Below are 21,590 nucleotides of genomic sequence, written 5' to 3'. Positions count from 1 at the left end.
TATGGGGGGATTTAAGGGCATTCGCACATTTCTGTCATCACTCGATCGAAGGCCTCTGTACCGTTCTTCAATGTCGCGCTGTCGGTGTTGGTCATGCGGTGAGAGTGACGGCGGGGGACCGGGGCTCGGGCGACGTGTTCGCCGTCGACCTGGGTTCCCGACGGCTCCGTCGTCGAGGCCAGGCCGGCGTATGAGGCGAGGTGGGTGGCGGTGGAGAAGCTGGTGCAGTCGCCGATGCTGGTCCTCAGGGCTGCGGCCCCGGCATCGACTCAAGACCTGAGAAGTTGAGGACGAGCCCGAGGGCGACGTGCGCGGTGAGTACGAGGGCGGGGCCATGGCGCCGGTTCCGTCGAAGTAGGTCCTCGCTCCCGAGCGAAAGCGAGCGCGCCGGCTGGAGTTGCCGCTGGACGAACTCACTTGGGAGTGGTGAGTTCGTCCAGGGCCTCGGTCAGCAGCAGCGGGTCCTGGGCAGCGCGGCCCAGGGCCACGCCGTCCCAGTCCGCTTCATTGCGCAGCCGGGTGTAGACGCCGGGCACGACCGCCCCTCCATAGACGAAGCGGGCGTGGTGGCCGGCGGCGACGTCCTGTAGCGCGCGCAGTACGTGGCCGGCGTGGACCGGGTCGGCGGCCTCGGTGCCGCCGATGGCCCAACCCGGCTCGTACAGGAAGAGCAGGGGTCGCTCCGGTGGGACGGCGGCCACGACCGTCCGTGCCTGGGCGGAGGTCAGTGTCGCCGCTTCGGACGCGTTGAGCATGTCGGTCTCACCGACGCACACCACCGGGGTGAGACCGGCCGCGCTCGCGGCGGCGGCCTTGCGGGCGACGAGTTGGTCGGTCTCACCGAAGGTGCCACGACGTTCGGCGTGCCCGACCATGACGTGGGAACAGTCGGCCTCGGCGAGCAGCGAGGCGCTGACCGCGCCCGTCACCTCGTCGGTGGCCGCCGCCACGTCCTGGGCGGCGACGCCGATGCCGCTGCCGCGCAGCCACTGCCGGGCCGGGAGCAGCAGGGGGTGGGGCAGGCAGGCGAAGAAGGAGACAGCGGCCAGGCGCTCGGCGTTCGGCAGGAGCAGGTTCTCGATCCAGTCCTGCGAACGGGTCAGGCCGAGCTGGGTCTTGGTACTGGTGAAGCTGATGGGCGCGGAAGGGATCGACATCGCGGGCTGCTTTCCCGTGGGGGCGGATGTCCGGTGCTGAATCGGCTGCGGCACGGTCGTCACTCAAGGTTGGTGTGCCGGGCGTACATCTCGGAGGGGTCGACATGCTGAGTGCGCTGGAGTGCGAGGATCAGACAGTCGAAGAAGACCAGAGCGCCCTGCTCGAACAGGGTGCCGACGAACTGGGTCGACGCGTCGGGCTCGAAGTCCTGACTGTACTCGGCGAGATGGACACGGATGTCGGCCAGTGCGGCGAGCGGGGACTCCTGGTTCGCGGTCACGACGGCTATCCGGGCGCCGGCCTGCTTGGCCGCCTCGGTCCGTTGCACCACGGTGGGGGTGTGACCCGATCCGCTGCACGCCACCAAGAGGTCGCCCTCGGCGATGGCCGGGCAGGTGACATCGGTGGACACGTGGGCGGTCAGCCCGAGGTGCATCAGGCGCATGGCGAAGGCGTCGACGGCGAGTTTGGAGCGGCCCGCCCCCAGCACCATGATCCTCTGAGCGCCGTACACCGCCTGCATGAGCTCTTGGGCCTGGTCCTCGCGCGCGCGTGTGAGCAGGGCTTCGATCTCCCGCAGGATCGTGCGGCGGGCTGCGGCGAGTGGTCCGTCCACTCCGACTGTCAGCGGAGCGGGAGGCGCGGGCTGGTTCTGCTGGTCGACCATCCCGTGGTCCTTTCATGTACCGGGCTACCAGATGTCGTGGTGGAGGACGGTGTCGAGGGAGCGGCGAGGAGCCGGGCGGAACGATTCCCCGGTGGGGTGTGCGACTGCGAGCAGCGCGGCCTGGGTGACGCCTTCCGGCAGGTTGAGGATCGCGTTTGCGTCGTCTTGGTCGGGTCAGATGCAGGGCGGTGACCGCGCTTGCCAGCGAATGGGCGCGCAGGGCGAGCATGAGGCTCCAGACGGCAGGCCAGACGGACCCGTAGTAGACGGAGAGGGCGGCGTGCTCCGCGGACGGCGCGTAACCGAGCCGGCGGAAGAGGTCGACGTGGTCGGCGGGTGTGGACGCGAGGCAGGGAACGATCATCACCGGCACCCGGTCGAGTACCTCGGTCAGCCGCAGGGACGCGTTCAGCACGCCACGGCCGACGACGCCGTCCTCCACCCGCTGTGTCATCGCCGCGAGATAGGGCCGGGCGGCATCGCGGTAGCAGCGGGCCAGCGCCGGTACGGCGGGCGGGGTCGGTCACGACGATCCAGTGCCATGGCTGCTCGTTCGACCCGTTGGAGGCTTGCAGGGCCGCTTCGAGTGCCGCGTGCACGAGCCGGAGGTCTACGGGACGGTCGGTGTCGAGGCGGCGGCGCACGGAGCGGGTGGTCTGCAGGATCCGCAGGACGGCGTCCCGGTCGGCGGACGGCACATCGGTGGGTGCGGTGAAGTCGGTCATGCGGGGTTCCTCACGCGTCTGGCCGAGGCGGCTGGTCGTTCGTCGGCCCCCGGCGTCCGCCGATCCTCGTTCCCGGCGGCCCCGAGTGCCCGGCGGGCTCGGGCGGCCTTGCGCGGCAGGTCGCATGGCTGGGCGCCGTAGTGGGGCGCGGACCGCGCGGATCGCCTCTACGGAGCGGCTGACTGCCCGACGTAGTTGAACACTTACTGAGAATCCACCCGGTGGGTGTTCGGATCAAGCACCAGGGGGACGAACCAGCCATGCCCCAGGCTCGTCCCCAATCGCCTGTTCGGCGCACCCGCCGGGCCCCGTATCCCACAAGACATGCGCCTGCTGCTGCCCGTGGTGCCCGCGCGCGGGGGAACTCCGGCGAGAACGGGCCCCTGGGCGTAGCGTCTCTGTTCGCTGGCGACCGTTCTCCTAGTCGCCACCGAGTGAGAAGCGGTCCACGCCGCTGAGGCGTGCTGGCACTCCCCGACCGGCCCTGGGGTGTACGTCGGGCGGGATCCCGGCTTCCGGGGGTACCGGGCTCCCGTTCGAACGTGACCCGAGCCAGCGCCTCCGGCGGGTCCGATCCGGTGGTGCACGGCGACAGAGCCGTCAGAGCGAAGTGATCTCCAGGGTCACTGTGCTGTAGACGCTGGAGACCGTGTCCAGGCCCAAGGTGCATTGCAGAACCTGGGCCGCGGGACCGGTCTGTTTCAGTACCACGGCATCGCCCTGGAACAGCCCGGACGGGACGGTACCGATGATGATTACCTCCAGCACCACGCCCACCAGGCCCACCACGTTGGTGTTGAAGTTCGCCGACACGGCGGCGGCCGGCCTCCAGCCCGTAGCAGCGTCAGGCGCCGCTCCCGCCGCGCCGCCTAGATGAGAGGCGTGATGGTCAGGTTCGAGACCTCGGGGCCGAGTTGGGACAACCCTTGAGGGCTCTGGCACGAGAGGAGGGCGTCGACATTGGCGTAGGTGGACACACGCTTGTAGTTCAGTCCGGTGAAGGGACCGGAGATCACGGTTCCGATGCTGGTCACGACGAGCGCTGACTGGACCTGGGTGGTGGTGACGTCGACCTGGGCCTGTGAGATCTGGCCGGTGTTCCACTCGACGGACTGCTGCCGGTTCGGCGTGGTTCCCAGCAGGGTGGCACAGGAACGGGTGAGGGAGGTAACGGTCGTGGAATCCTCGGCGAAGGTGATGCTTCCTCCATCCAGGACGACGCATGCCAGGTAGTCCTGGCTCGAGGTGGCGGTGACCGTTGTCGGCTGTGGGGTGATCGCCGGTGAGTAGGTGACCGAGGACGTGCCGGTGCAGTTGACCGCGGCGAGGGCAGCCTGCGTAGCTTCGGCCCCCTGCGCTGGGGCCACGGCGATGGATGTCGCCACGGCGGTGAAAACTGCTATCACGAGGCGGTCGATTCTCATGTTCACTCCTGAGCCGAGAAGGGTGCCGCCCCTGCATGGGCGAAGAGGGAAGGGCACTGGCTGCAGCCTGCAAGCGGCTCCGCTTGGCGCCAACAGCCCGTGTCCGAGAAGTGAGCATTCCGCGCCGGCATGACACAGGGCCATAGCCCGATCGAGGGGATGTGAACCATAGTGCGTGTCCGCGTACCCCCTACGCGCCGTACACACGGCGGGTGAAGCCAGCGCGCAAACCGTCCGCCCCTCGGAGCTTCCGAGCCAGCGATGACAGACGCCACCGCCACCGCCACGGACCCCTCAGCACGCGCCCAGACGGGCAGCAAGGGCGTGCCGGCCTGAACGTACTCGCCTCCGGCAGACGGCCACAGAACTCCTACCGGTACAGCGCGAGGTCTTCGGCGTTCGTGCCCGAGAGGTTCATCGGTGCGGGTGCGGGTGCGGGTGCGGGTGCGGCCTGCCGGCGCTGGACCCTGCACCACACCCGATTCGAGGACGCCGTACGAGAACTCATGCAGCGCGACGGCTGCCGAGACGCCCAGCGGGTCGGCAGCCGTGGCGACCTGGGCTGGGCGCCGACGTGAAAGCCATCGACCCCCACGGGCGGCGCTGGGTCATCCAGCACAAGTACCGCCGCAACGGCGCCCAGGGCTCACCGGTGGGCACGCCGGACCTCCAGGTCCTCAACGGCAACCGCCCGCCAGGTACACGGCGCCGACGTCGCAGTGATCACCACCAACGGTCGGGTGAACGACCCCGCCGTCACCGTCGCCAGGCAGCAGCGGCTGCACGACGTCGACCGCCAGGCCCTGGCCGGGCCGGCCGTTTCCGGCGAGGCTCGGTGCGGTGCCCGCCCGTTGGCTATCCTCACCACCGTCATGATCGGCGAAGGGGGAACTTGATGAAGCGCGCAGTGGCCATAAGGAGTGCCGCCGCGATGATGGCGGTGCTCGCGCTGGCCGGGTGCGGAGCGTCCGGTGGTGCGGGCTCGAAGGATGCGGGGGCGGAGGGTGAGACCGGGGCCGGGCCTTCCGCCACCCCCTCCGAGGAGATGCGCGCCGTCAAGGCGCCGAAGCGCTTCTCGACGGGCGAGGCCATCGTCCTTCCCGAGTCGGCGGGGGCGGGCAACGTCGCGATCGCCGGCGTGCAGCACCCGTTGCCCATCGCCCTGCACAAGGGCGTCGCGTACATAGCGAGACCGGACGGGCTGGAGATCGCGGGCGGGTACTTCCGCAGCGACCCGGTACTGATCACACCCGAGCGTGAACCGCTCTCCAGGCTCGACGACCTCGGGCCGGTCGTGGGCGGCAACACCGCCCGCAGGCCGGTCGTCACGGAGTACGGCGGCAAGACGCTGGCGCTGGCCGCGCTCGTCGGGCGGGTGCCGGGATCGGGCACGACGAAGGGGCACGACGCCCTGGAACTGATGGCCGCGGACACCTCGCAGGGCACCAAGGCGTGGTCGGTGGAGATTCCGCTGGCCGAAGGCCACTACTCCGTGGAGGAGGGGCAGAGCGAGGTCGTCGGGCACAGCGGCCGCGTCGTCGTGGTCATGGGCCATGGGCAGCTCTTCGGCGTCGATCTCGACAGCCGCCGCAAGGTGTGGGCGGCACCGGGCGACTTCCAGGAGGGTGCCGTCCTGGTGGGCGGCACCGTCGTGGGGCTGCGCACGGAGAAGGGCGGCTCGGACCGGGAGGTGGTGGGCATCGACCCGGCCACCGGCGAGCAGAGGTGGCTCCTGCCCGGCGTGGCCGCCGAGAGGCTCTCCGCGGCGGGTCCCAGGACCGTCCTGGTGAAGGGTTACGTGGCCGACACCCCGGACGACGGTGCCGTCCTGGTCGACGCTGTCTCCGGCGACCAGCTACGACAGTTCCCCGAGGACACGGCGGCGGACGGCACGTGTGCCTACGACGGCCTTTCGACCACCGTCTGCACGGACGCCGACCGGGTCGCCGCCTACGACGCGGCGACCGGTGAGCAGCGGTGGGCACTGCCCGACGAAGCCGGGACCCGCGCCGCCCCCGAGGTGACCCTGGTGCGTGAGGGCCTCGTCTACGGCACCACCGCCGAGAACGGCCCGGTGGTCGTGGACGCCACCACCGGTGAGGACGCGGAGACGCAGCCGGGGATCGCGCCGTACGTCAGCGACGGATACGTCGGCATCGCCCCCGCGGAGGAGGACAACGCGGTGACGGCCTACCGGGTCAGGAGCTGAACCGGCGCGCGTGCGGGTGTGGCGGACCGTCGCACCCGCACGCGCGCTCAGCCGTCCAGTCCCTCCAGCGTGACGTGGGACGGGCCCCCGCGTCGTCCGGGAGGCCGCGGACACGTCCTCCGCGACATGGGCTCGGCTGGAGTCGTTCTTACCTCCTGGTGGTGCGCGGGGAGGTCGGTGGAGCGATCACCGTCGGGTGATCAGCGGAGTGCTCTACCGGGTGCGGACGGGGTGCCGTGGCGGGATCTGCCGGAACGTCTCGGGCCCTGGGAGACGGTGAAGATGGGCATCGTCGCAGGCTTGCCACTGCTCCTGGGCGCGTACGTGCGCGTGACCCGCGAGCCGCGGTGCACGCCCGTCAGCGGACGGAGCAGCAGGAACTTCGTGCCGAACGCCAGCTGCTGGCCGCCCGGGCAGCGGAGCGCACCACCATCGCACGCGAGTTGCACGACCGCGTGGCCCACCACGTCACCTCCATGGTGCTGCGCGTTGGTGTCGCACGTATCCGGTGCTCGCGGCCGGAGCCTGCGGTTTCCTCGTCAAGGACACCCCACCAGGCGAGCTCCTGGACGCCGTACGCCGGATCGCCAACGGAGAGGCCCCCTTCAGCAGGGACATCCTTAACCGCCTCCCAGTACCGAAGACCCTGAGTTCTCGGATACCTCAGCGGTGCCGTGCTCAGGGCTGAGCCCTTCCACGGTGAGGCGGAAGAGGCGGTCGGCCTGGACCTCGGGGTCCTTGTGGTGCTCGGTGGCCAGGGCGATGCCGACGGCGAGGGTCAGCAGGTCGTGAAAGGTGACGTGCGGTGCAACCGCCTTGTCGCGAATGGCCCGCTGGAGCAGGGGAGTTCCGGCCGCTGCGATTCTGTTGCCACAGGAGTGCGGGGAAGATTCCTCGGTGAGAGGCTCGTAGCTGAGGGTGTTGGCGAATCCGCGGGCTGAAACGGCGTAGTGGACGAGGGCGTGGAGCCACTCCAGGAGGGCGGTGCGGCCGTCCTCGGTCGCACTCAGCCGATGGGCGCGCTCGCACAGGTCCTCGATGCGCTCCTGGAAGACGGCTTCGAGCAGGGCACGGCGGGTGGGGAAGTGACGGCGCACGGTCGCCGAACCGACGCCTGCGGTGCGGGCGATCTGCTCCTGGGATGCCTCGGCGCCGTGCGCGGCGACCTCGGCTTCGGCGACGGCGAGGATGCGCTGGTAGTTGCGTCGGGCGTCCGAGCGCTGACCGGTCATGATCTCCTCATTGCTAAACGGCGGGCCCCGCCATATCTTAGCGGCAGGTAAACGGCGGGCCCCGCCGTTTTCTTCTCCGGTCCGTGAGGAGCAGTAACCATGCCCATCAACAGCGATACCGTCCTGGTCACCGGAGCCACCGGCCAGCAAGGCGGGGCCACGGCCCGCGCACTCCTGGCCGCCGAGGTGCCCGTACGTGCACTCGTACGCGATCCGCGGTCGAAGTCCGCCCAAGCGATCGAGGCGCTGGGCGCCGAACTGGTGAGGGCGGATCTCTCCGACCGGGCCTCCCTCGGCCCAGCGGTCGAGGGAGTCCGCGCGGTGTTCTCGGTGCAGACGCCGCCCATGACCGAGACCAGTGTGGACTTCGCGGGCGAGCTCGCCCAGGCCGCCAACCTGGTGGACGCGGCGAAGGCTGAGGGAGTACGGCAGTTCGTGCAGTCCTCGACCAGTGGAGTCGGTGAGCACACCCGGGTCGCCGGCTGGGCCGAGGGCCGCTGGGCGGCGATGGCGGACTACTTCCACACCAAGCAGGCGATCATGGAGAAGGTGCGGGGTGCGGGCTTTGCCCGCTGGACGGTGATCAAACCCGCCTTCTTTATGGAGAACCTGCCCCTGCCGGCACCCAAGGGGCCGCGTGGCGGACTGCTGACGGTACTGAAGCCGGAGACCGAACTGGCCCTGGTGGCCGTGCGGGACATCGGCACGGCTGCGGCGCACGCTCTTCAGGACCCTGACCGGTTCCACCAAATGGAACTGGAACTGGCCGGTGACCTGCGCACGATGGAGCAGATCGCGCAGACTTTGTCCGCCGCCTGGGGCGTGCGCGTGACCGCGCCCTCCATGAGTCTGGAAGAGGCCCTCGACGCGGGTATGCCGACGTGGGGAGCCGGACACGAGTGGAACAACGCGGTCCTCCAGCCTGCCCGGCCCGAGTTTGCCCGGGAGTTGGGCATCCCGGTCACCACCTTCGCCGAGTGGGCGGAAGAGCAGCTGACACCCGTGTCCGGCTAGGGCGTATCCGGCGCTGTGACGCTCGGCAGCGCCCGCTGGGACGGAATGGGGCGAGAAGTTGGAGTGGCCCTGCGCCGGCATCCCCGCCGCAATGGTTGCCGAATTCGCCGGGCACCCGTTGGCCGGCCTGCCGTTCTTCACTCCGGAGACGGTGACGACCGACCACTAAGGGCTGTCCCGCAAAGATCGGTTTGAGTACCGGCCCGGGGCGCCTTGCCCCGGGCTTGCGGTCCATCAGGCGACCGCCCCACCCGCGTTCCGGATCAGCTGCTGGAGCACCTTCACCGTGGTGACGTAGTCGGCGTCGTCGATGCCCTCATGGAGGGCGGCGCGGATCGCGGGGGCGTTGCGGGCCAGATCGACGCGGGCCTGTTCCCCTTCCGGGGTGAGCCACAGCCGGCCCTCGGCGTCCTGGGTCAGCCAGCCGCGTTCAAGGAGCCCCTCTGCTTCCGCCGTCAGGTCGTCCTCGGGACGGATGTAGGAGGTCATTGCCTTCCGCAGCTCGGGCAGGGTCATCCCCTCACCGTCGGGCGAGATGTCGTTCACCGACAGGTTGCGCAGCAGCCAGAACTGGGGCTGGGTGTACCCCTTTTCGGCCTGCCGGGCGCGGGTGTACGCGATGAGCGCCTCGTAGGCGACGCCGGTCCAGTACGCGGCGGGCTGTCCGGCGAGTTCGGCGTCGGAGACCTGCTGTGTCGTCATGGGATATCCCCTCCATGTACTTCAGTGTGGAGCCCGCACACCGTGCAGGTCATGGGGAGACCGTATGACCTCAAGTTCGGTTGAGGGCAAGCAGGTGATCTTCCGGGCGACTGTGGTCGCGGGAGGGAGGAACCCTGCCTCTGGTCGGCAACTACGGGGTACTTGAGGCATCGTCCCCCGTCACGGACCGATCAGGGGCCGCCCGAGGCTTGCTTCCTGTAGCGCCTGGTCGCGGGTGGGATGATCTTGCGATGGCTGGCGTGATCACGGCATCGGAACCGTCCTGGATAGCCCCGTTTGCCGGGCTGAGCCCCCGCTGTTTCGGCAAGTTGGTGACTACCGTGCGCCGCAAGGTCGGGGCCGACGGACATCGCGGCCGACCGTGGGGCCTGTCTCTGGAGGACCGGATCCTGCTGGTCGTTGTGTACTGGCGCACGAACTTGACGATGCGCCAGATTGCCCCGCTGTTCGGTGTCTCCAAGTCGGCTGCAGACCGGATCATCGACCACCTCGGACCGCTGCTCGCACTTCAGCCACGGAAGCGGTTCCGCAAGGACACCGTGCTCATCGTCGACGGCACCCTGATGCCCACCCGCGACCACACGATCGCCGAGCAATCGAAAAACTACCGCTACTCAACGGCCCATCAGGTGGTTATCGATGCCGACACCCGTCTGGTCGTCGTAGTCGGCCGGCCCCTGCCGGGGAACCGGCACGACTCCCGGGGCTGGGGAGAATCCGGGGCCAAAGCCGCCGTCGGCAAGACGATGACCATCGCCGACGGCGGCTACCAGGGCACCGGGCTGGTCGTCCCGCACCGCCGTCGCAAGGACCAAGAACTCCCGGATTGGAAGGAGGAGCACAACCGCTCGCACAAGCAGGTCAGGGCCCGCGTCGAGCACACCTTCGCCCGCATGAAGGACTGGAAGATCCTGCGCGACTGCCGACTCAAAGGCGACGGCGTCCACCACGCCATCCTCGGCATCGCCCGGCTGCACAACCTCGCCCTCACCGGATAGGCCAACGGGCGGCACCGCAGCCGACCTTGCCCTCGCCAGGTCCAAGATCAGTTACGGGACAAGCCTTAGGCGAACGCGAACTGCGCGCGCTGGTCGCAACCCCTGCCTCCAGGTCTACGAGGACCCCGCGTGATTTCTGACCTGCCACCACGACGCGTTCACCGTGCTGTGCAACCCCGACCGCGACCGGGCGGGCGACGGCTCCCGTCACACCCCCCTGTCACGTGGTCGGCGGTGCGCGGCGCGGCTCCTACGGCGTGGCGGACGGCAGTGGAGACAGTCCCCCGACCAGGGCGCGGGCGGCGGCGAGTTCCTCGCGGGCGGCCTGCTCGGCAATCTCCAGGCAGGTGTAGGCGTCATCGCCCACCGGGACGCGCAACGGGGTGGGCACGTCGGCGGCGACGAGGGCGAGGATCCGGGCGGCGAAGTCCTGGGGCCGTCCGGTGGCGGGGTCGCCCGCCATGCCGCGCACCGCGTCCAGGGTTTCGGCGGTGACCGCGGCGTACTCAGGCAGCCGGCGGCCCGACTCGGCGAGGGACGTCCCGTAACGGGTGGCGAAACCGCCGGGCTCCACCACGGTGACTCGCACGCCCTGGCCGCCTACCTCCGCGGCCAGCGCCTGGCTCATACCCTCCAGGGCGTACTTCCCGGCGACGTACGCGCCCAGCCCGGGGAACGCCATCCGGCCCGCCAGGGAGGAGACGTTGACGATGTGCCCGAATCCCTGGGCGCGCATCAGCGGCAGGACCAGGCGGACCAGTCGCCAGGGGCCCACGACCAGGGTCTCCAGCTGGTCGCGCAGCTCGGCGTCGGAGACTTCCTCGACTGCGCCGAACAGGCCGGCGCCCGCGTTGTTCACGAGGACGTCGACCCGGCCCAGACGGTCGGCGGCGGTGCGGACGGCCTCCTCGCACTGGGCGGCGTCGCGCAGTTCCAGCGGGAGGGGGACGATCCGTCCGGGCCAGGCAGCGGCCAGGTCGTCCAGGGCGGCGGTGTCGCGCGCGGTGACCGCCACTTCGTGCCCCTCCCGCGCCGCCGCCTCGGCCAGCGCCCGGCCCAGTCCCGAGGAGCACCCCGTCACCAGCCAACGTCGCCCCATCGCTGCCTCCCGCACGCTCTCGACGGCCCTCGCCTCCGTGGCGCCGGTCCCGGCCCGGCCCACTCCCATGGTCGGCGCAGGAGCGCCGGCGGTCATCTCCTCACGCGGGGGCGCTCCGGTGCACGCCGGGGGCGTTCGACGGCGGGCAGGGACCTGCGCCCCGGAGCCGCCGAGCGTTCTGGTGGCGGCGGTCGCCGACGACATCGGTCTCCGCTTCCCCATGCCGCCGTCCTCCCTCATCGGTGTCGAGTACCTCTTGGAGCCGGACGTCCTTGTCGAGGTCGAGGCAACGGCGCTGCTCGACTGATCCGTGCGGGTCGTAGCCACCGAGGGGCGAAGCTCCGGTACCGGCCCGGGCCCGGGCCGGTCCGGACGGGTCGGGCCCGGGACCAGTCGAGCCGCGGATTCGATTCTGGTCGAATACCGAGCCTGACGTGGGGTGGTGCTGCCTACCGTGAGGTGGTCAGCGGTCTCCGCGGTCCGTTGCGGAGCCGTCATCGTCACAGGAACGGGGTACTGAGATGCGCCACGTGTCACGCCGGACCAGCGCGGTGGGAATCACCCTGGGGATTCTTGTCCCTCTCGCGGGGATGTCCTCCACTGCCTCGGCCTCCATCCCAGGCACGGTTGAGGGCCCGGCTCGGGTCCAGAACATCTGCTTCGAGCGGCACACCTGCTTCGTGACGGAGAACAACGTCAACTTCCGCAGCGGGCCCGGTACCAACTACCCGTCGCTCGGCCAGGTCCATCGGGGCCAGGGCTTCGACGTGGCGGAGCTGAGCGGCGACTGGTTCAAGGGCACCTTGTGGGGCGGTCCGTCGAACGTCTGGATCCACTGGGCCTACCTCGACATGTAGCCCCACACACCGATCCAAAGTCTTCTCGGCGGCAGCCTTTTGACCACTGCACATTGCTGCTGAGGCCTCAATTGACCTCGGCAGAGGGGCCATTCAGTGATGAAGGACAGGCGCTGGCATAGACCGGGGGCCGGTCATGCACGACCCCCTGAGCAGGTGTCCCTGGGGGGGCGAGACCGGGAGCCAGACCCGAGGCTCCTGCTCTTTTCGGCGTGATGTCGTTGGGGGCTGACGATGCGTGATTGTCGCGGTATGCCGGTTGTGTGAGATATCCGCAAGGTGGTGGGTTGACGCCTGAACGGCAGGCATTTCGCGAGCGGATCCGGCTGGAGGCCGCGGAGCGATTCGCTGCCGGTGCCTCCAACGCCGAGGTCGCCAAGGACTTACGGGTGAGTGTGCGCTCGGTGCGGCGCTGGCGCCGGGGCTGGCACGACGCCGGCACCGAGGGGCTGCGGTCTGCCGGGCCGGTGTCACGGCCCAAGCTGAGTGAGGCCCTGTTCACCGTGCTCGAGCAGGAGCTCGCCAAGGGTCCCGTCGCGCACGGATGGCCGGACCAGACGTGGACGCTGGCGCGCATCAAGACGTTGATCGGGCGCAGGTTCCACAAGAGCATGACGCTGTCGGCGATCGCGCAGATGCTGCACCGGCATGGTTTCAGCCACCAGGTCCCGGCCCGCCGAGCGGTCGAGCGCGACGAGGAGGCCGTGGCGGGCTGGGTGAAGGAGACCTGGTCGCAGGTGGAAGGTCCGTGGCGGCGCTCGACGCCTGGCTGTGCTTCGAAGATGAAGCCGGCTTCTCGATGACGCCGCCCACCAGCCGCACCTGGGCCAGGCGCGGACACACACCCCTCATCCGGGTCCGGGGACGCTCTCAGCGCCGCTTCTCCATCGCAGCTCTGGCCTGCTACAAGCAAGGCGAACGCTCACGGCTGATCTACCGGCCCAAGCGGCACGTCGATCACAAGCGGGGCGGCAGACGCAGTTTCACCTGGGCCGACTACCGCGACCTGCTCATCGCCGCGCACCAGCAGCTCGGCGCACCCATTGTGCTCGTGTGGGACAACCTCAACTTTCACAAGGACCGCCGGCTAGGGGAGTTCGTTGACACCCACGACTGGATCACCTGCTACTTCCTGCCGGTCTACGCACCAGACCTCAACCCCGTCGAGGGCATCTGGTCCCTGCTGTGACGCAGCAGCCAGGCCAACACCGCCTTCACCGATCCCGATCACCTCATGAGCGCGCTTCGACACGGTCTCCGCCAGATCCAGTACCGCAGCAACCTCATCATCGGATGCCTCGCCGAAACCGGACTCACCTTGACGACACCACGCCGACAACGTCAGTAGCAAGCAAGTGGGCGGCTGTGGCACCTGCTGCGGAACGTACGTCGTGTTGTGTGGTGCAAACGGCGGGCGGGCGGGCGGGTACGGTCGGGTCTACTGAGGTTGAACTCGTGATGTCGCGCCGGGTCAGGCGGGTCTGATGGTCAGGCCGGTCTCGGCGAGGCAGCCGTCTATGAGGTGGCTGCGGTACTGGATGTGCCGCAGTCCGTGTCGGATGCGCTGGACAAGGTGTTCGGGAGTGGAGAAGGCGACGTTGGAGAGCCAGCCGCGTCGCAGGAGGGACCAGATCCCTTCAACGGGGTTGAGGTCGGGTGCGTAGGGCGGCAGGTAGTAGATGGTCAACCAGTCCCGGGCTTCCGCCCATTCCCGCAGGTCGGCGGCTTTGTGGACGTTGAGGTTGTCCCAGACGAGGACGATCGGGCCGCCGAGTTGCTGGTGGGCGGCGGTCAGCAGGTCCCGGTAGTCGCGCCAGGAGAAGCTCTTGCGTCCGTCGCGCTGCCCCTCGTCCCGGCGCGGCCGGTAGATCAGCCTCGAGCGGTGGCCGGGTTTGTAGCAGGTCAGCGCGGCGATGGATATCCGCCTGCGGGAGCGGCCGCGGACCCGCACCACAGGGGTCCGTCCGCGCTGTGACCAGGTCTTCGCCTGCGGCGGCGTCATGGAGAATCCGGCTTCGTCCTCGAACACGAGCCAGGCTCCACGGGCCGCCGCGAGTCTTCCGCGCAGGGCCACACCTCCTTGACCCACCCGGCAACCGCGTCGTCGTTGCGCTCCATGGCGCGTCGGGCCGGGACCTGGCAGGACCAGCCGTTGCGGATCAGGAGCTTGCGCACGCCCTGGATCGTGTAGGTCAGGTGGAAGCGCCGGCCGATCACGGTCTTCACACGGCTCAGGGTCCAGCGCTGGTCCTCCCAGCCGTGCGCGGCCGGCCCCCTGGCCAGCTCCGCTTCCAACTGCGCGAACTGCTTCTCACTCAGCCTCGGCAACGACGCGGGTCCCTGCGACCTCAGAGCCCGCGGACCGCCCTCGTCCCACGTCCGCCGCCATCGCTGCACCGACCGGACACTGACCCGCAGGTCCTTGGCGATCACCGAACTCGCCTTACCCCGGGCGAACCCCTCGGCCGCCTGGAGCCGTAACTCCTCGCGAGAATGCTGTCGTTCGGGGGTCAGCCCGCCCCCTTGTGGATACCGCATGCCCCGGTGATACCGCAGCCGACCACGAGCCGTCAGCACCTACGACACCACGAGTTCAACCTCAGTAAGAGCGCTCAGGCAACTGGAGCGAGTGGGAGGGAAGCCGGGTGGCGGAGCGGTACCGCGTGGAGTGGACCTATGAGGGCAGCTCGATGGCGTCGTACGGCACCTACGATCTCGTCGGCGCCGAACGCTACCGGGCCAGGATCATGGAGGACCCGATCGCCGAGGACGTCCGGATCGTCGAGGCCGAGTACGAGTAGCGGGCCTCGACGCGTTGCATCGGCCGCGCCTGAGAGGTGCACGGCAGGTCGGACTCGAGTCCGTCATCAGCGTGGAGTTCGGCTGGTCCTTACCAGGTGGTCCTGATTCCGAAAGGGGTGGCGCCGTTCAAGCAGAGTGGTGACGGAGATCGGGAACCCACTCTTGACCTGCTTCCTCACACCTTCCGTGCCTGTGCCGGTGCCTGGGCGAATGCCCTGCACATCGGCTGATAGCGCGGGCCGGGCTGGAGGGCTCCACGCAGGTTCGGCTCCGGGGGCACCCCACGTTCGTACCTCCTGGCGACCGCCGCACCGCCCGCCTCGGGCGATCTGATCTCGCGCCGCTGCGTTACGTCCGTCCGGGTCCGGGATGTGGAAGCGATCCGACAACAGCGGGCCGGGTGCGACTCGAGAGCCGGTGATCGCGCCGCCCACGGATTCTATGATGCCACGGTCATCGCCGCCGGCACGAGGGCACGTCTTTCGTCCGCTCGTGGAGGTCGCGCACGGGACCGCATGCCCGCTACGCACCTGGCCTCTGTGCAGTGGCCTCGTCAGGCTCACCTCCGAAACGTTCGACAGGAGTGCGCCTGCCCTGGCGGAAAGCCGCAAGACCGGCATCGAAACCCATCGCAGACCCCACGAACAGAACCGACTCGTCGCATCCCACGAAGATGCTTCCTCCACCCCGAACGCCGGTCGGCCAGACACAGATCCCGAATCCGTCGGGCAGCTCCCGTACCGTGAACGCGCCAGTAGTGCCGAGGTTCTCGAAGAGCGCGGCGGCTATGCGTGTCAGGCGATGGACATCCATGTCGCACTCCCATTTGTTCAACCCGAAACGTACCTTCTCACGCGGGCAAGGCAGACTGCCTGGCGATGCCACCTGCTCGGCCCCGCCCTCAACCTTCCGCATACTGAAGAAGGAGCTTGACTTGGATGCCACCACGGCTCGGCTCATAGCAACCATCGCGGTGCTGCCGCCCGAGACGCTAGCCGCCGCGTTCGACCACGCCGTCGGTCTGCGTCGGCAGGGGGGCCGCGAGGCAAGCCGTGCCCTCAGGCTCTCCGCCTCGGAGAACTCCGAACTCGACCACACAGTAAGGTCGGCACTGCTTCCGCGTAGTGAGGAACTCAACTTGTACCGCGCGGGGCTCCACTCGGACGCCAAGTCCGTCTGCGTGGTCGCCGCCAGGGCTGTATGGAAACCCGGCACGCTCTCAGCCGAGCAATACGCCCTGCTCACCGCCCCGTTCACAGCCGTCGGTGTCGATGTCCCCCGCCACGACGCCAACTGACTCATCATCTCGGATGAGGTTCGCGGGCGGCGGAGGGGGTGGTCGGGTCTGCTACTCGTGCAGAGGCATTGGCCTCGGCTGCGTCGGCAGGGTACGTACCTGCGCGTCTGGTTGGCTGAGTCTGCGGAGGTGGCGGTTGGCCAGCGAGAGCGGCGGGAGGCTCCGACGAGTGCTTCGACATCCGCTTTCAGCTGCCGGATTTCCGCGGCGTCCGAGGCGTGTAGCTCCTTCGCTTTCGCGATCTGTCTTCTGGGCGCTGTCATTGTTGGGTGTGTGGGTGTCTGACGGTCTCTCGGGGCGTGGTGGGGCCTGTGCTCAGTCCGTGGTGGACAGACCGGCGGTGCCTGGGACCTGCTCCCAGATGGCGAAACGGATGGTCATTTCGGCTCGGTAGTCGTGTGCGGGCATCAGATGGCGGCGGAGCCGGAAGTGGGGTGAGATGCCGCTGAACGCGGACAGTATCCGCTGTGCCCCTCCAGCGGAGCGGAAGCCCTTCATCGCCCGTCCACGCTGCCTTGTGGGCTGGTGGCTGTTCTCCGCCCGGTTGTTCAGCTCCTTGTGGGAGCGGTGCTCGAGGACGGGCATGACTTCGCGGTGGGCCGCGCCGTAGGAGCGGAGTCTGTCGGTGATGATCACCTGAGCACCGTGCACGTCTTCTTCAGGAGCCTGCGGAAGAAGTGTCTGGCCGCGGTCTTGTCCCGCTGGTTCTGCACCAGGATGTCCAGCACCATGCCGTCCTGGTCGACAGCCCGCCAGAGGTACTTCTGCTCCCCGCTGATCTTGATGAAGACCTCGTCCAGGTGCCACTTGTCACCTGGCCGGGGCCGGCGGCGCAGCGAATCAGCGTACCACTGCCCGAACTTCACGCACCAGCAGGCGGATGGCCCCCAACGACATCACGCCGAGAAGGTCAGTAACGATCAGAGAGACACACTCTAGGCGTGAGGCCCCGTGATGATCACTGACTGCCTGTAGCGTTCCTGCCGAAGGAAGCAGGCAGCCGAACCAGCAGCACAGGAGCGCAAATGCCAGGTGGCATACACGGCAGCATGACCGCACTGGCGGGCGGGGCGGAGGAGCCGCGTGTCGACGCGGTGCCACCGTGGAAGTCGGTGCGGCGCACTGTCGCGGTGGTCTTCTTCGGCTGGGCGACAGCCGCTTGCACTGCCGTCCTCGCCTACCTGATGTTGGGGGCGGAATGGATACCCATCACCGTCGGGGTGGTGCTGTGTCTCGCCTTCGCCGTGACACTGATTCTGCTCCACCAGGCCCTGTGGCTGACGGTCCTGTCGTCGGTGCCGGCGCTCTTCGTCCTCGTCGGGGCCGTGCAGTACGCGCCTGAGGCGGCACTGGAACTGCGCGGTGTACGAGAACGTGTCGTAATCGTGGCCGACAGTGCGGCCGGAACGTCCAGTGACAGCCACCGCTTCACCCTCCGGGCCGCAGACGGAGATGAGATGGAGGAGAAACTGGTCTTCGACGGCGCAGTGTGGGCTCCGAAGGTGGGTGACCAGCTCGACGTCATGCGTGATCCAGAGGGAGCTGTGCCCATGGAGCAGGCAGATGATGTGGACGCCGCGGGTCGGCTGGAGGGCCTGATCGCCGGCACGGTGGGCTGGACGCTGATCGCGGTAATGGCAGGCTGGCGCGGCCATGTCCGCCGCCGCCGGGGCCGTGGCGAGTCCTTGCTGCTCCGACTCGCATGGTGACGGTGGCGCACGCGTGGGGACCGGGCTGTCGACAGCGTCGCGGACGCCCCGGGGCGCTCACGCCCGACCTCGAGGACGGCGGCGCCGTGCTCTTCGAGAACCGCACCTGGCACGCGTACGAGGAAGTCGGCTATGGCCGGTTCTTCGCCGCCGGCCACGACAAGACCGCCGAAGCGCACCGGGCCCTCCACCACCGAGGAAGCCCTCCGGGCTCTGGCACTCGCCACCGAGTTCACCTTCCAGGAACGCCCCAAGATCCCCGAGTAGGTCCCGCGTCCCGGACTGGGAACTCAGCGCGGCGCGAGCGCCGACGGACACGCAGCGGCCCCACGGCCCGCTGACGCCACTCCACGCATTCCGTCACCTCGTCCGCCGCATCTCGTCCGCCGCATCTCGTCGGTTGGCCTCTAGCGGCCGGGGGTACGTCGAGAGCATGGGGGAGTCTGACTTCGACAATCCCAGCTGGGCGATCGTTGATGACTGGATCCAGTATGGCGACGACGCCACCACGGTGGACCTGCCGCGACCTCTGCCGACTGGGCATCCCACACTCGGATTCCTTGCCGCCTTGTTCCTCGCCATGCCGTGGCTGGCCATCGCCTTCAACCGGTACTGCGACGCCGTCACCGGGCTGGTCAGTCGCCGCCGCGCGCGGTGAGTCTTCTGAGGTAGCTGTGCGGCTACGGTGCGCGCTACAGCGCCCCCGCCGTTTGGCGAGGGCGCAGCTGTATGCGGACTGCGGTCCGGTTACTGGGATTCCCAGCGGTCCACGTTGCTGATCTTGCACGTGAACTTGCCCGAAACCTCCTTCAGCCCCATCGCGTCCTCCTTCGCCTTCTGCCCCGGCTCCAGCGCGGCCACGATCGTCCCACCCTCCGCCAGACGCGTACCGTCCGAGCCATTGAAGGACACCTGCACGTTCATGTCCTGCTTCGACTTCGTTGTGTTGACGACCTCGAGCTTCGCCACCGGATAGCCGAACTCGTCCTTCGAACAGCCGGTGACCTTCACATCGGCTTTCGCGTCCGGCTCCTCCGACGATTCCTTCTCCCCGCCGCCCAGCGCATCCCCGACAGCAGCCGCCGCCGCCCTCTCCGCGATCTTCTCCTTCGTCGCCTTGTCCAACCCGGCACACGACGGAGGCAAGTCGGCATCCTCGTTGCCGCCGCTCTTGCGTGCGCAGCCGTGGCCACTGCCTCCTACTCCTTGGGGGCTATCGGGTTGATCTCGACGGTGGCCGTGGCGCAGGACGGCGGGGCGGACTCGGCGCCGTTCCCCTACGATCACCCGTGCCGGTCCAAGCTGCGGGGAGCGGTGGGGTACGACGTCCATTTCCTCAGCCTGCGCACCGTATGCGTCATGGAGACTGGAGAGCGCAGAACCGTGGAGGATGTGCCGCAGGGGGTTCGGATGACGGCAGCGGTATCGGTAGCCGGTGCTGCCGCGTTGGCCGGGGTCGTATGGACCTCCCGGTCCCGCACCCGTGTCTCCATGACGGCCTGATGCGCATGCCAACGCCGGACCTCCGGGTTCTTAACAGAACGGCCCGCCAGGTACGCGGCGCCGACGTCGCTGTGATCATCACCGACGGCCGGGTGACCGACCCGGCCGTCACCTTCGCCTAGGGTCCGTACCGCTCCACCCACACCCGTTCGGCCCGACAGCCGCCCGCACGGCACCACGGTCAGCGCCGGGATGCCGATACCTGCCCGGAGGTGTGTGGGATCGCTCCGGGTTGGTCGGCGAGCCACTCCTGCAGCTCGCGGTGGCGGAACTGGTAGGCGTTGCCCGAGATGCGTAGCAGCCCGCCCTGGTAGGCCCAGTTCAGGAACGTTCCGAGCCTCAAGGGCAGGACCCGCCGGGCGCACAGCAGCAGCACGGCGTAGCGGGTCCAGGCGTTTGCCACAAGGATCACCGCGAGCAGTGACACGGCCCCCAGCGAAACACCAATCGCGGTCCCCATGGTGACCCCTGCTCCTGTGCCTACGACCAGGCCGAAGACCACCGCAGCCAGGAGCCCCGAGGCAAGATCGCCACGCAGCAGCCTCAACGGATCGCTCGCCGGGCGGTCCGCATCTTCAACGGGGCGGGAGGTGGCCCTGCCGAGGAAGGCCGTGCTCATCACCATGACGAGTCCCGCCCCGGTACCGAGAGCGGCCAGAGCGCCAGTGGCGAAGCTATTCGGGCGCATGTCGACCATGATCGCCACTAGGGCCGCACCGATGGTGCCCAGCGTCGCCAGAGCACCCTGCAGACACGACGCCGCGGCAGGCATACGCCGGTAGGGCCTGAGCCGTCTTGGCCGGGGCCACGGTTGGCTCCACCGCGGCAGTCCCCAGAGGCACACCACGACGGCCGTGGTGACGACGAACAGGAGCGGCGGTGCGGGGCGAGTCAGCGAGGCCAACAGACCGAACGCGACCGCGGCCACAGCGATGAGTACGGTGCACAGCGCCAGGTGTGCAAGACGCGCCCGGCGGGGACCGGCCAGCAGCCACAGCCTGTGCGGCACGATGTCCAGCTCCGGTGCCGCCGGCGGGTGTGGATCGGCGAGACCCGCGCCCGCCGGTCGGCCGCGCCACAGCCCCAGACCGCCCGCCGGAGGCACGGCTCGCAGGTGCCGTGCCAGTAGCCCCAGCCACTCCTGAACCGCCTGTGCGTCATAGCGGCCGGGACGCTTCGGGTGCAGCTGCACCGAGGCTGGCACGAACTCCTCCAGCAGATGAGTCTGTACGCTTCCGGCGGCGGCCCGCACGCACAGACGTGCCGGATCCCTCCCGACGGCGTACACAGTGGCGGCCAGCGCCAGTTGCCACGGCGTCGACAGCGCCGCGGCCAGGCGACCTTGGGGATGTTGCTCCAGTTCCTCGAGCACGGGCTGCCAACCACTGTGCACGGCGCGACCGGCCAGGTAACGGCGGGCCTGATCGGCAGTGACAGGCGCCAAGTCGATCCACGCCGAGTCCCGCAGACCCTTGCCCGCGCCGCTGAGCACCTCGTACTGATCCGTGCGGCAGGTGAGGACCACAGGTGCCGGAGCGCGTCCCTGGAATCGGGCGTTGAGTTTCTCCAGTGCGCTACGGGCGCGCGGCGCTGCGGCGAGGGACGCGGCAGTCGGGTCCATCTCGTCCAGCCCGTCGAGGACGGGGAGCACGCGCCCCTGCCGCACCAGGTGCCGAGCGACGGCTGGATGCCGGTCGTACTCCTCCACCAGCCGGTCAACCAACCAGTTCTCGAACGCACGGTGTGTGTCCCAGCCCGCCAGGGCTAGCCGCACCGGCACGGGGTCTTCGGGCCTGCGGTCCTCCAGCAGGGCCAGGACCAACTCCACTGCCAGCACGGTCTTGCCTGCCCCGGCCGGTCCCGTGATCACTGCGCGCCCGTAGCGGGTGAACCGGTAGAACGAGCCAACCTCTCCCAGCTGCCCGCCGGACACAGGCCCCGAAGGGCCGTGCACGACCACTGACCGCGCCTGCTCGCGCATCCGGAACTCCACATCGATCGCCACGTGGTCGGAGCCCAGCAACTGCCTGCGCTGAAACGTCTCCAACTCCATGACGCACGCTGCGAGATCCTCGGCCAGCACCGGCGAGTCCACCGGCTCCCACGGACTGCGCCGCAGCCCCACCACCGAAACGACCAGAGCCACAACCGCGACCGTGAGAGCCACCACACT

General features: G+C 69.0%; 22 protein-coding genes and 5 pseudogenes. 14 read left to right on the top strand and 13 right to left on the bottom strand.

Features of this window, described 5'->3' with window-relative positions; translation table 11 throughout:
* Window positions 1-11: 11 nt before the first annotated feature.
* From SAM23877_RS42035 to SAM23877_RS01240, 6 genes are all read right to left on the bottom strand, one after another.
* A complete protein-coding gene (locus tag SAM23877_RS42035; RefSeq protein ID WP_079030620.1) occupies window positions 12-248 on the bottom strand; it encodes a transposase in 237 nt (78 codons plus the stop codon).
* Window positions 249-413: 165 nt separating this feature from the next.
* Window positions 414-1,157 carry a triose-phosphate isomerase gene (locus tag SAM23877_RS01255; protein ID WP_053126033.1) on the bottom strand — a complete coding sequence of 248 codons (744 nt, stop codon included), beginning with the start codon at window positions 1,155-1,157 and terminating at the stop codon, window positions 414-416.
* Window positions 1,158-1,216: 59 nt separating this feature from the next.
* On the bottom strand, window positions 1,217-1,825 hold the full coding sequence (gene hxlB / locus SAM23877_RS01250; RefSeq protein ID WP_053126031.1) for a 6-phospho-3-hexuloisomerase: 609 nt from the start codon (window positions 1,823-1,825) through the stop codon (window positions 1,217-1,219).
* Window positions 1,783-2,550: a nitroreductase family protein gene (locus tag SAM23877_RS42030; RefSeq protein ID WP_107408633.1), complete on the bottom strand. Its 768-nt coding sequence runs from the start codon at window positions 2,548-2,550 to the stop codon at window positions 1,783-1,785. The genes hxlB and SAM23877_RS42030 overlap by 43 nt, the downstream gene beginning before the upstream one ends.
* A 600-nt stretch (window positions 2,551-3,150) precedes the next feature.
* Complete coding sequence (locus tag SAM23877_RS01245) at window positions 3,151-3,363, bottom strand: hypothetical protein (RefSeq protein WP_053126029.1); 213 nt, start codon at window positions 3,361-3,363, stop codon at window positions 3,151-3,153.
* A gap of 56 nt (window positions 3,364-3,419) precedes the next feature.
* Window positions 3,420-3,974, bottom strand: a complete 555-nt coding sequence (locus SAM23877_RS01240) for a hypothetical protein (RefSeq protein ID WP_053126028.1) — start codon at window positions 3,972-3,974, stop codon at window positions 3,420-3,422.
* A 467-nt stretch (window positions 3,975-4,441) separates the two neighbouring features.
* Here SAM23877_RS01240 and SAM23877_RS01235 point away from each other — a divergent pair.
* From SAM23877_RS01235 to SAM23877_RS42025, 4 genes and pseudogenes are all read left to right on the top strand, one after another.
* Window positions 4,442-4,870, top strand: a pseudogene (locus SAM23877_RS01235) (restriction endonuclease); the annotation flags it as partial.
* Window positions 4,870-6,183, top strand: coding sequence for an outer membrane protein assembly factor BamB family protein (locus SAM23877_RS01230; protein WP_079029958.1), 1,314 nt, complete (start codon window positions 4,870-4,872; stop codon window positions 6,181-6,183). The pseudogene SAM23877_RS01235 and the gene SAM23877_RS01230, both read left to right, overlap by 1 nt.
* A 136-nt stretch (window positions 6,184-6,319) precedes the next feature.
* Window positions 6,320-6,462, top strand: a pseudogene (locus SAM23877_RS36995) (transposase); the annotation flags it as partial.
* On the top strand, window positions 6,420-6,833 hold the full coding sequence (locus tag SAM23877_RS42025; RefSeq protein WP_425314745.1) for a histidine kinase: 414 nt from the start codon (window positions 6,420-6,422) through the stop codon (window positions 6,831-6,833). The pseudogene SAM23877_RS36995 and the gene SAM23877_RS42025, both read left to right, overlap by 43 nt.
* On the opposite strand, the gene SAM23877_RS01225 is transcribed toward SAM23877_RS42025, so the two are convergent.
* Window positions 6,804-7,415 (bottom strand): TetR/AcrR family transcriptional regulator, encoded by a 612-nt coding sequence (locus tag SAM23877_RS01225; RefSeq protein ID WP_053126023.1) that lies wholly within the window; start codon window positions 7,413-7,415, stop codon window positions 6,804-6,806. The genes SAM23877_RS42025 and SAM23877_RS01225 overlap by 30 nt on opposite strands.
* Window positions 7,416-7,514: 99 nt before the next feature.
* On the opposite strand from SAM23877_RS01225, the gene SAM23877_RS01220 reads away from it, so the two are divergent.
* On the top strand, window positions 7,515-8,429 hold the full coding sequence (locus SAM23877_RS01220) for an NmrA/HSCARG family protein (RefSeq protein ID WP_053126021.1): 915 nt from the start codon (window positions 7,515-7,517) through the stop codon (window positions 8,427-8,429).
* A gap of 234 nt (window positions 8,430-8,663) precedes the next feature.
* Here the strand turns inward: SAM23877_RS01220 and SAM23877_RS01215 are convergent, their stop codons facing one another.
* Window positions 8,664-9,131 carry a MarR family winged helix-turn-helix transcriptional regulator gene (locus SAM23877_RS01215; RefSeq protein ID WP_053126020.1) on the bottom strand — a complete coding sequence of 156 codons (468 nt, stop codon included), beginning with the start codon at window positions 9,129-9,131 and terminating at the stop codon, window positions 8,664-8,666.
* Window positions 9,132-9,382: 251 nt separating this feature from the next.
* Here SAM23877_RS01215 and SAM23877_RS01210 point away from each other — a divergent pair, with 251 nt between their 5' ends.
* Complete coding sequence (locus SAM23877_RS01210) at window positions 9,383-10,150, top strand: IS5/IS1182 family transposase (protein WP_053126018.1); 768 nt, start codon at window positions 9,383-9,385, stop codon at window positions 10,148-10,150.
* Between the two features lie 250 nt (window positions 10,151-10,400).
* Here the strand turns inward: SAM23877_RS01210 and SAM23877_RS01205 are convergent, their stop codons facing one another.
* Window positions 10,401-11,249 carry an SDR family oxidoreductase gene (locus SAM23877_RS01205; protein WP_053142015.1) on the bottom strand — a complete coding sequence of 283 codons (849 nt, stop codon included), beginning with the start codon at window positions 11,247-11,249 and terminating at the stop codon, window positions 10,401-10,403.
* Window positions 11,250-11,430: 181 nt separating this feature from the next.
* Between SAM23877_RS01205 and SAM23877_RS39575 the strand changes: the two are divergent.
* The 3 genes and pseudogenes from SAM23877_RS39575 to SAM23877_RS42020 all read left to right on the top strand — a co-directional run.
* Window positions 11,431-11,556: pseudogene (locus SAM23877_RS39575) on the top strand (RidA family protein); the annotation flags it as partial.
* Window positions 11,557-11,839: 283 nt separating this feature from the next.
* The gene (locus SAM23877_RS01200; RefSeq protein WP_159041961.1) at window positions 11,840-12,106 is read left to right on the top strand and encodes an SH3 domain-containing protein; all 267 of its coding nucleotides are present in this window, start codon (window positions 11,840-11,842) and stop codon (window positions 12,104-12,106) included.
* A gap of 263 nt (window positions 12,107-12,369) precedes the next feature.
* Window positions 12,370-13,454 (top strand): annotated as a pseudogene (locus SAM23877_RS42020) (IS630 family transposase).
* A gap of 123 nt (window positions 13,455-13,577) precedes the next feature.
* On the opposite strand, the gene SAM23877_RS42015 reads toward SAM23877_RS42020, so the two are convergent.
* Window positions 13,578-14,644, bottom strand: a protein-coding gene (locus SAM23877_RS42015) for an IS630 family transposase (protein ID WP_425314744.1) whose coding sequence is annotated in 2 segments (ribosomal slippage) — window positions 13,578-14,198 and window positions 14,201-14,644 — 1,065 coding nt in all. Because the reading frame shifts where the segments join, the coding sequence is not laid out codon by codon here.
* A 107-nt stretch (window positions 14,645-14,751) separates the two neighbouring features.
* Between SAM23877_RS42015 and SAM23877_RS39570 the strand changes: the two genes are divergently transcribed.
* Window positions 14,752-14,907: a hypothetical protein gene (locus SAM23877_RS39570; RefSeq protein WP_159041959.1), complete on the top strand. Its 156-nt coding sequence runs from the start codon at window positions 14,752-14,754 to the stop codon at window positions 14,905-14,907.
* A gap of 935 nt (window positions 14,908-15,842) precedes the next feature.
* Window positions 15,843-16,205, top strand: coding sequence for a hypothetical protein (locus SAM23877_RS01175; RefSeq protein WP_053126007.1), 363 nt, complete (start codon window positions 15,843-15,845; stop codon window positions 16,203-16,205).
* 315 nt (window positions 16,206-16,520) lie between these two features.
* Here the strand turns inward: SAM23877_RS01175 and SAM23877_RS01170 are convergent.
* Window positions 16,521-17,077: pseudogene (locus SAM23877_RS01170) on the bottom strand (IS6 family transposase); the annotation flags it as partial.
* A gap of 177 nt (window positions 17,078-17,254) precedes the next feature.
* On the opposite strand from SAM23877_RS01170, the gene SAM23877_RS01165 reads away from it, so the two are divergent.
* From SAM23877_RS01165 to SAM23877_RS01160, 3 genes are all read left to right on the top strand, one after another.
* Window positions 17,255-17,914, top strand: a complete 660-nt coding sequence (locus SAM23877_RS01165; protein ID WP_174532180.1) for a hypothetical protein — start codon at window positions 17,255-17,257, stop codon at window positions 17,912-17,914.
* 132 nt (window positions 17,915-18,046) lie between these two features.
* Window positions 18,047-18,181: a hypothetical protein gene (locus SAM23877_RS41715; protein WP_280518058.1), complete on the top strand. Its 135-nt coding sequence runs from the start codon at window positions 18,047-18,049 to the stop codon at window positions 18,179-18,181.
* 166 nt (window positions 18,182-18,347) lie between these two features.
* The gene (locus SAM23877_RS01160; protein ID WP_053126004.1) at window positions 18,348-18,572 is read left to right on the top strand and encodes a hypothetical protein; all 225 of its coding nucleotides are present in this window, start codon (window positions 18,348-18,350) and stop codon (window positions 18,570-18,572) included.
* A gap of 89 nt (window positions 18,573-18,661) precedes the next feature.
* Here SAM23877_RS01160 and SAM23877_RS01155 read toward each other — a convergent pair whose 3' ends face one another.
* Window positions 18,662-19,039, bottom strand: coding sequence for a hypothetical protein (locus SAM23877_RS01155; protein ID WP_053126002.1), 378 nt, complete (start codon window positions 19,037-19,039; stop codon window positions 18,662-18,664).
* A gap of 559 nt (window positions 19,040-19,598) precedes the next feature.
* The gene (locus SAM23877_RS01145; RefSeq protein WP_159041958.1) at window positions 19,599-21,563 is read right to left on the bottom strand and encodes an NACHT domain-containing protein; all 1,965 of its coding nucleotides are present in this window, start codon (window positions 21,561-21,563) and stop codon (window positions 19,599-19,601) included.
* Window positions 21,564-21,590 lie beyond the last annotated feature (27 nt).

It is taken from the genome of Streptomyces ambofaciens ATCC 23877 (assembly GCF_001267885.1).
Taxonomy (GTDB): domain Bacteria; phylum Actinomycetota; class Actinomycetes; order Streptomycetales; family Streptomycetaceae; genus Streptomyces; species Streptomyces ambofaciens.
This window is presented reverse-complemented; position numbering and strand designations above follow the sequence as displayed.

Excerpts from the sequence above, each read along its gene's own strand:
- SAM23877_RS41715 (WP_280518058.1), top strand. The coding sequence starts at position 18,047 with ATGGCCGGTTCTTCGCCGCCGGCCACGACAAGACCGCCGAAGCGCACC.
- SAM23877_RS01255 (WP_053126033.1), bottom strand. The coding sequence starts at position 1,157 with ATGTCGATCCCTTCCGCGCCCATCAGCTTCACCAGTACCAAGACCCAG.
- SAM23877_RS01240 (WP_053126028.1), bottom strand. The coding sequence starts at position 3,974 with ATGAGAATCGACCGCCTCGTGATAGCAGTTTTCACCGCCGTGGCGACA.
- SAM23877_RS01225 (WP_053126023.1), bottom strand. The coding sequence starts at position 7,415 with ATGACCGGTCAGCGCTCGGACGCCCGACGCAACTACCAGCGCATCCTC.
- SAM23877_RS01160 (WP_053126004.1), top strand. The coding sequence starts at position 18,348 with ATGGGGGAGTCTGACTTCGACAATCCCAGCTGGGCGATCGTTGATGAC.
- hxlB (WP_053126031.1), bottom strand. The coding sequence starts at position 1,825 with ATGGTCGACCAGCAGAACCAGCCCGCGCCTCCCGCTCCGCTGACAGTC.
- SAM23877_RS01165 (WP_174532180.1), top strand. The coding sequence starts at position 17,255 with ATGACCGCACTGGCGGGCGGGGCGGAGGAGCCGCGTGTCGACGCGGTG.
- SAM23877_RS01220 (WP_053126021.1), top strand. The coding sequence starts at position 7,515 with ATGCCCATCAACAGCGATACCGTCCTGGTCACCGGAGCCACCGGCCAG.
- SAM23877_RS42030 (WP_107408633.1), bottom strand. The coding sequence starts at position 2,550 with ATGACCGACTTCACCGCACCCACCGATGTGCCGTCCGCCGACCGGGAC.
- SAM23877_RS01215 (WP_053126020.1), bottom strand. The coding sequence starts at position 9,131 with ATGACGACACAGCAGGTCTCCGACGCCGAACTCGCCGGACAGCCCGCC.
- SAM23877_RS01200 (WP_159041961.1), top strand. The coding sequence starts at position 11,840 with ATGTCCTCCACTGCCTCGGCCTCCATCCCAGGCACGGTTGAGGGCCCG.
- SAM23877_RS01230 (WP_079029958.1), top strand. The coding sequence starts at position 4,870 with ATGAAGCGCGCAGTGGCCATAAGGAGTGCCGCCGCGATGATGGCGGTG.
- SAM23877_RS01210 (WP_053126018.1), top strand. The coding sequence starts at position 9,383 with ATGGCTGGCGTGATCACGGCATCGGAACCGTCCTGGATAGCCCCGTTT.
- SAM23877_RS01205 (WP_053142015.1), bottom strand. The coding sequence starts at position 11,249 with ATGGGGCGACGTTGGCTGGTGACGGGGTGCTCCTCGGGACTGGGCCGG.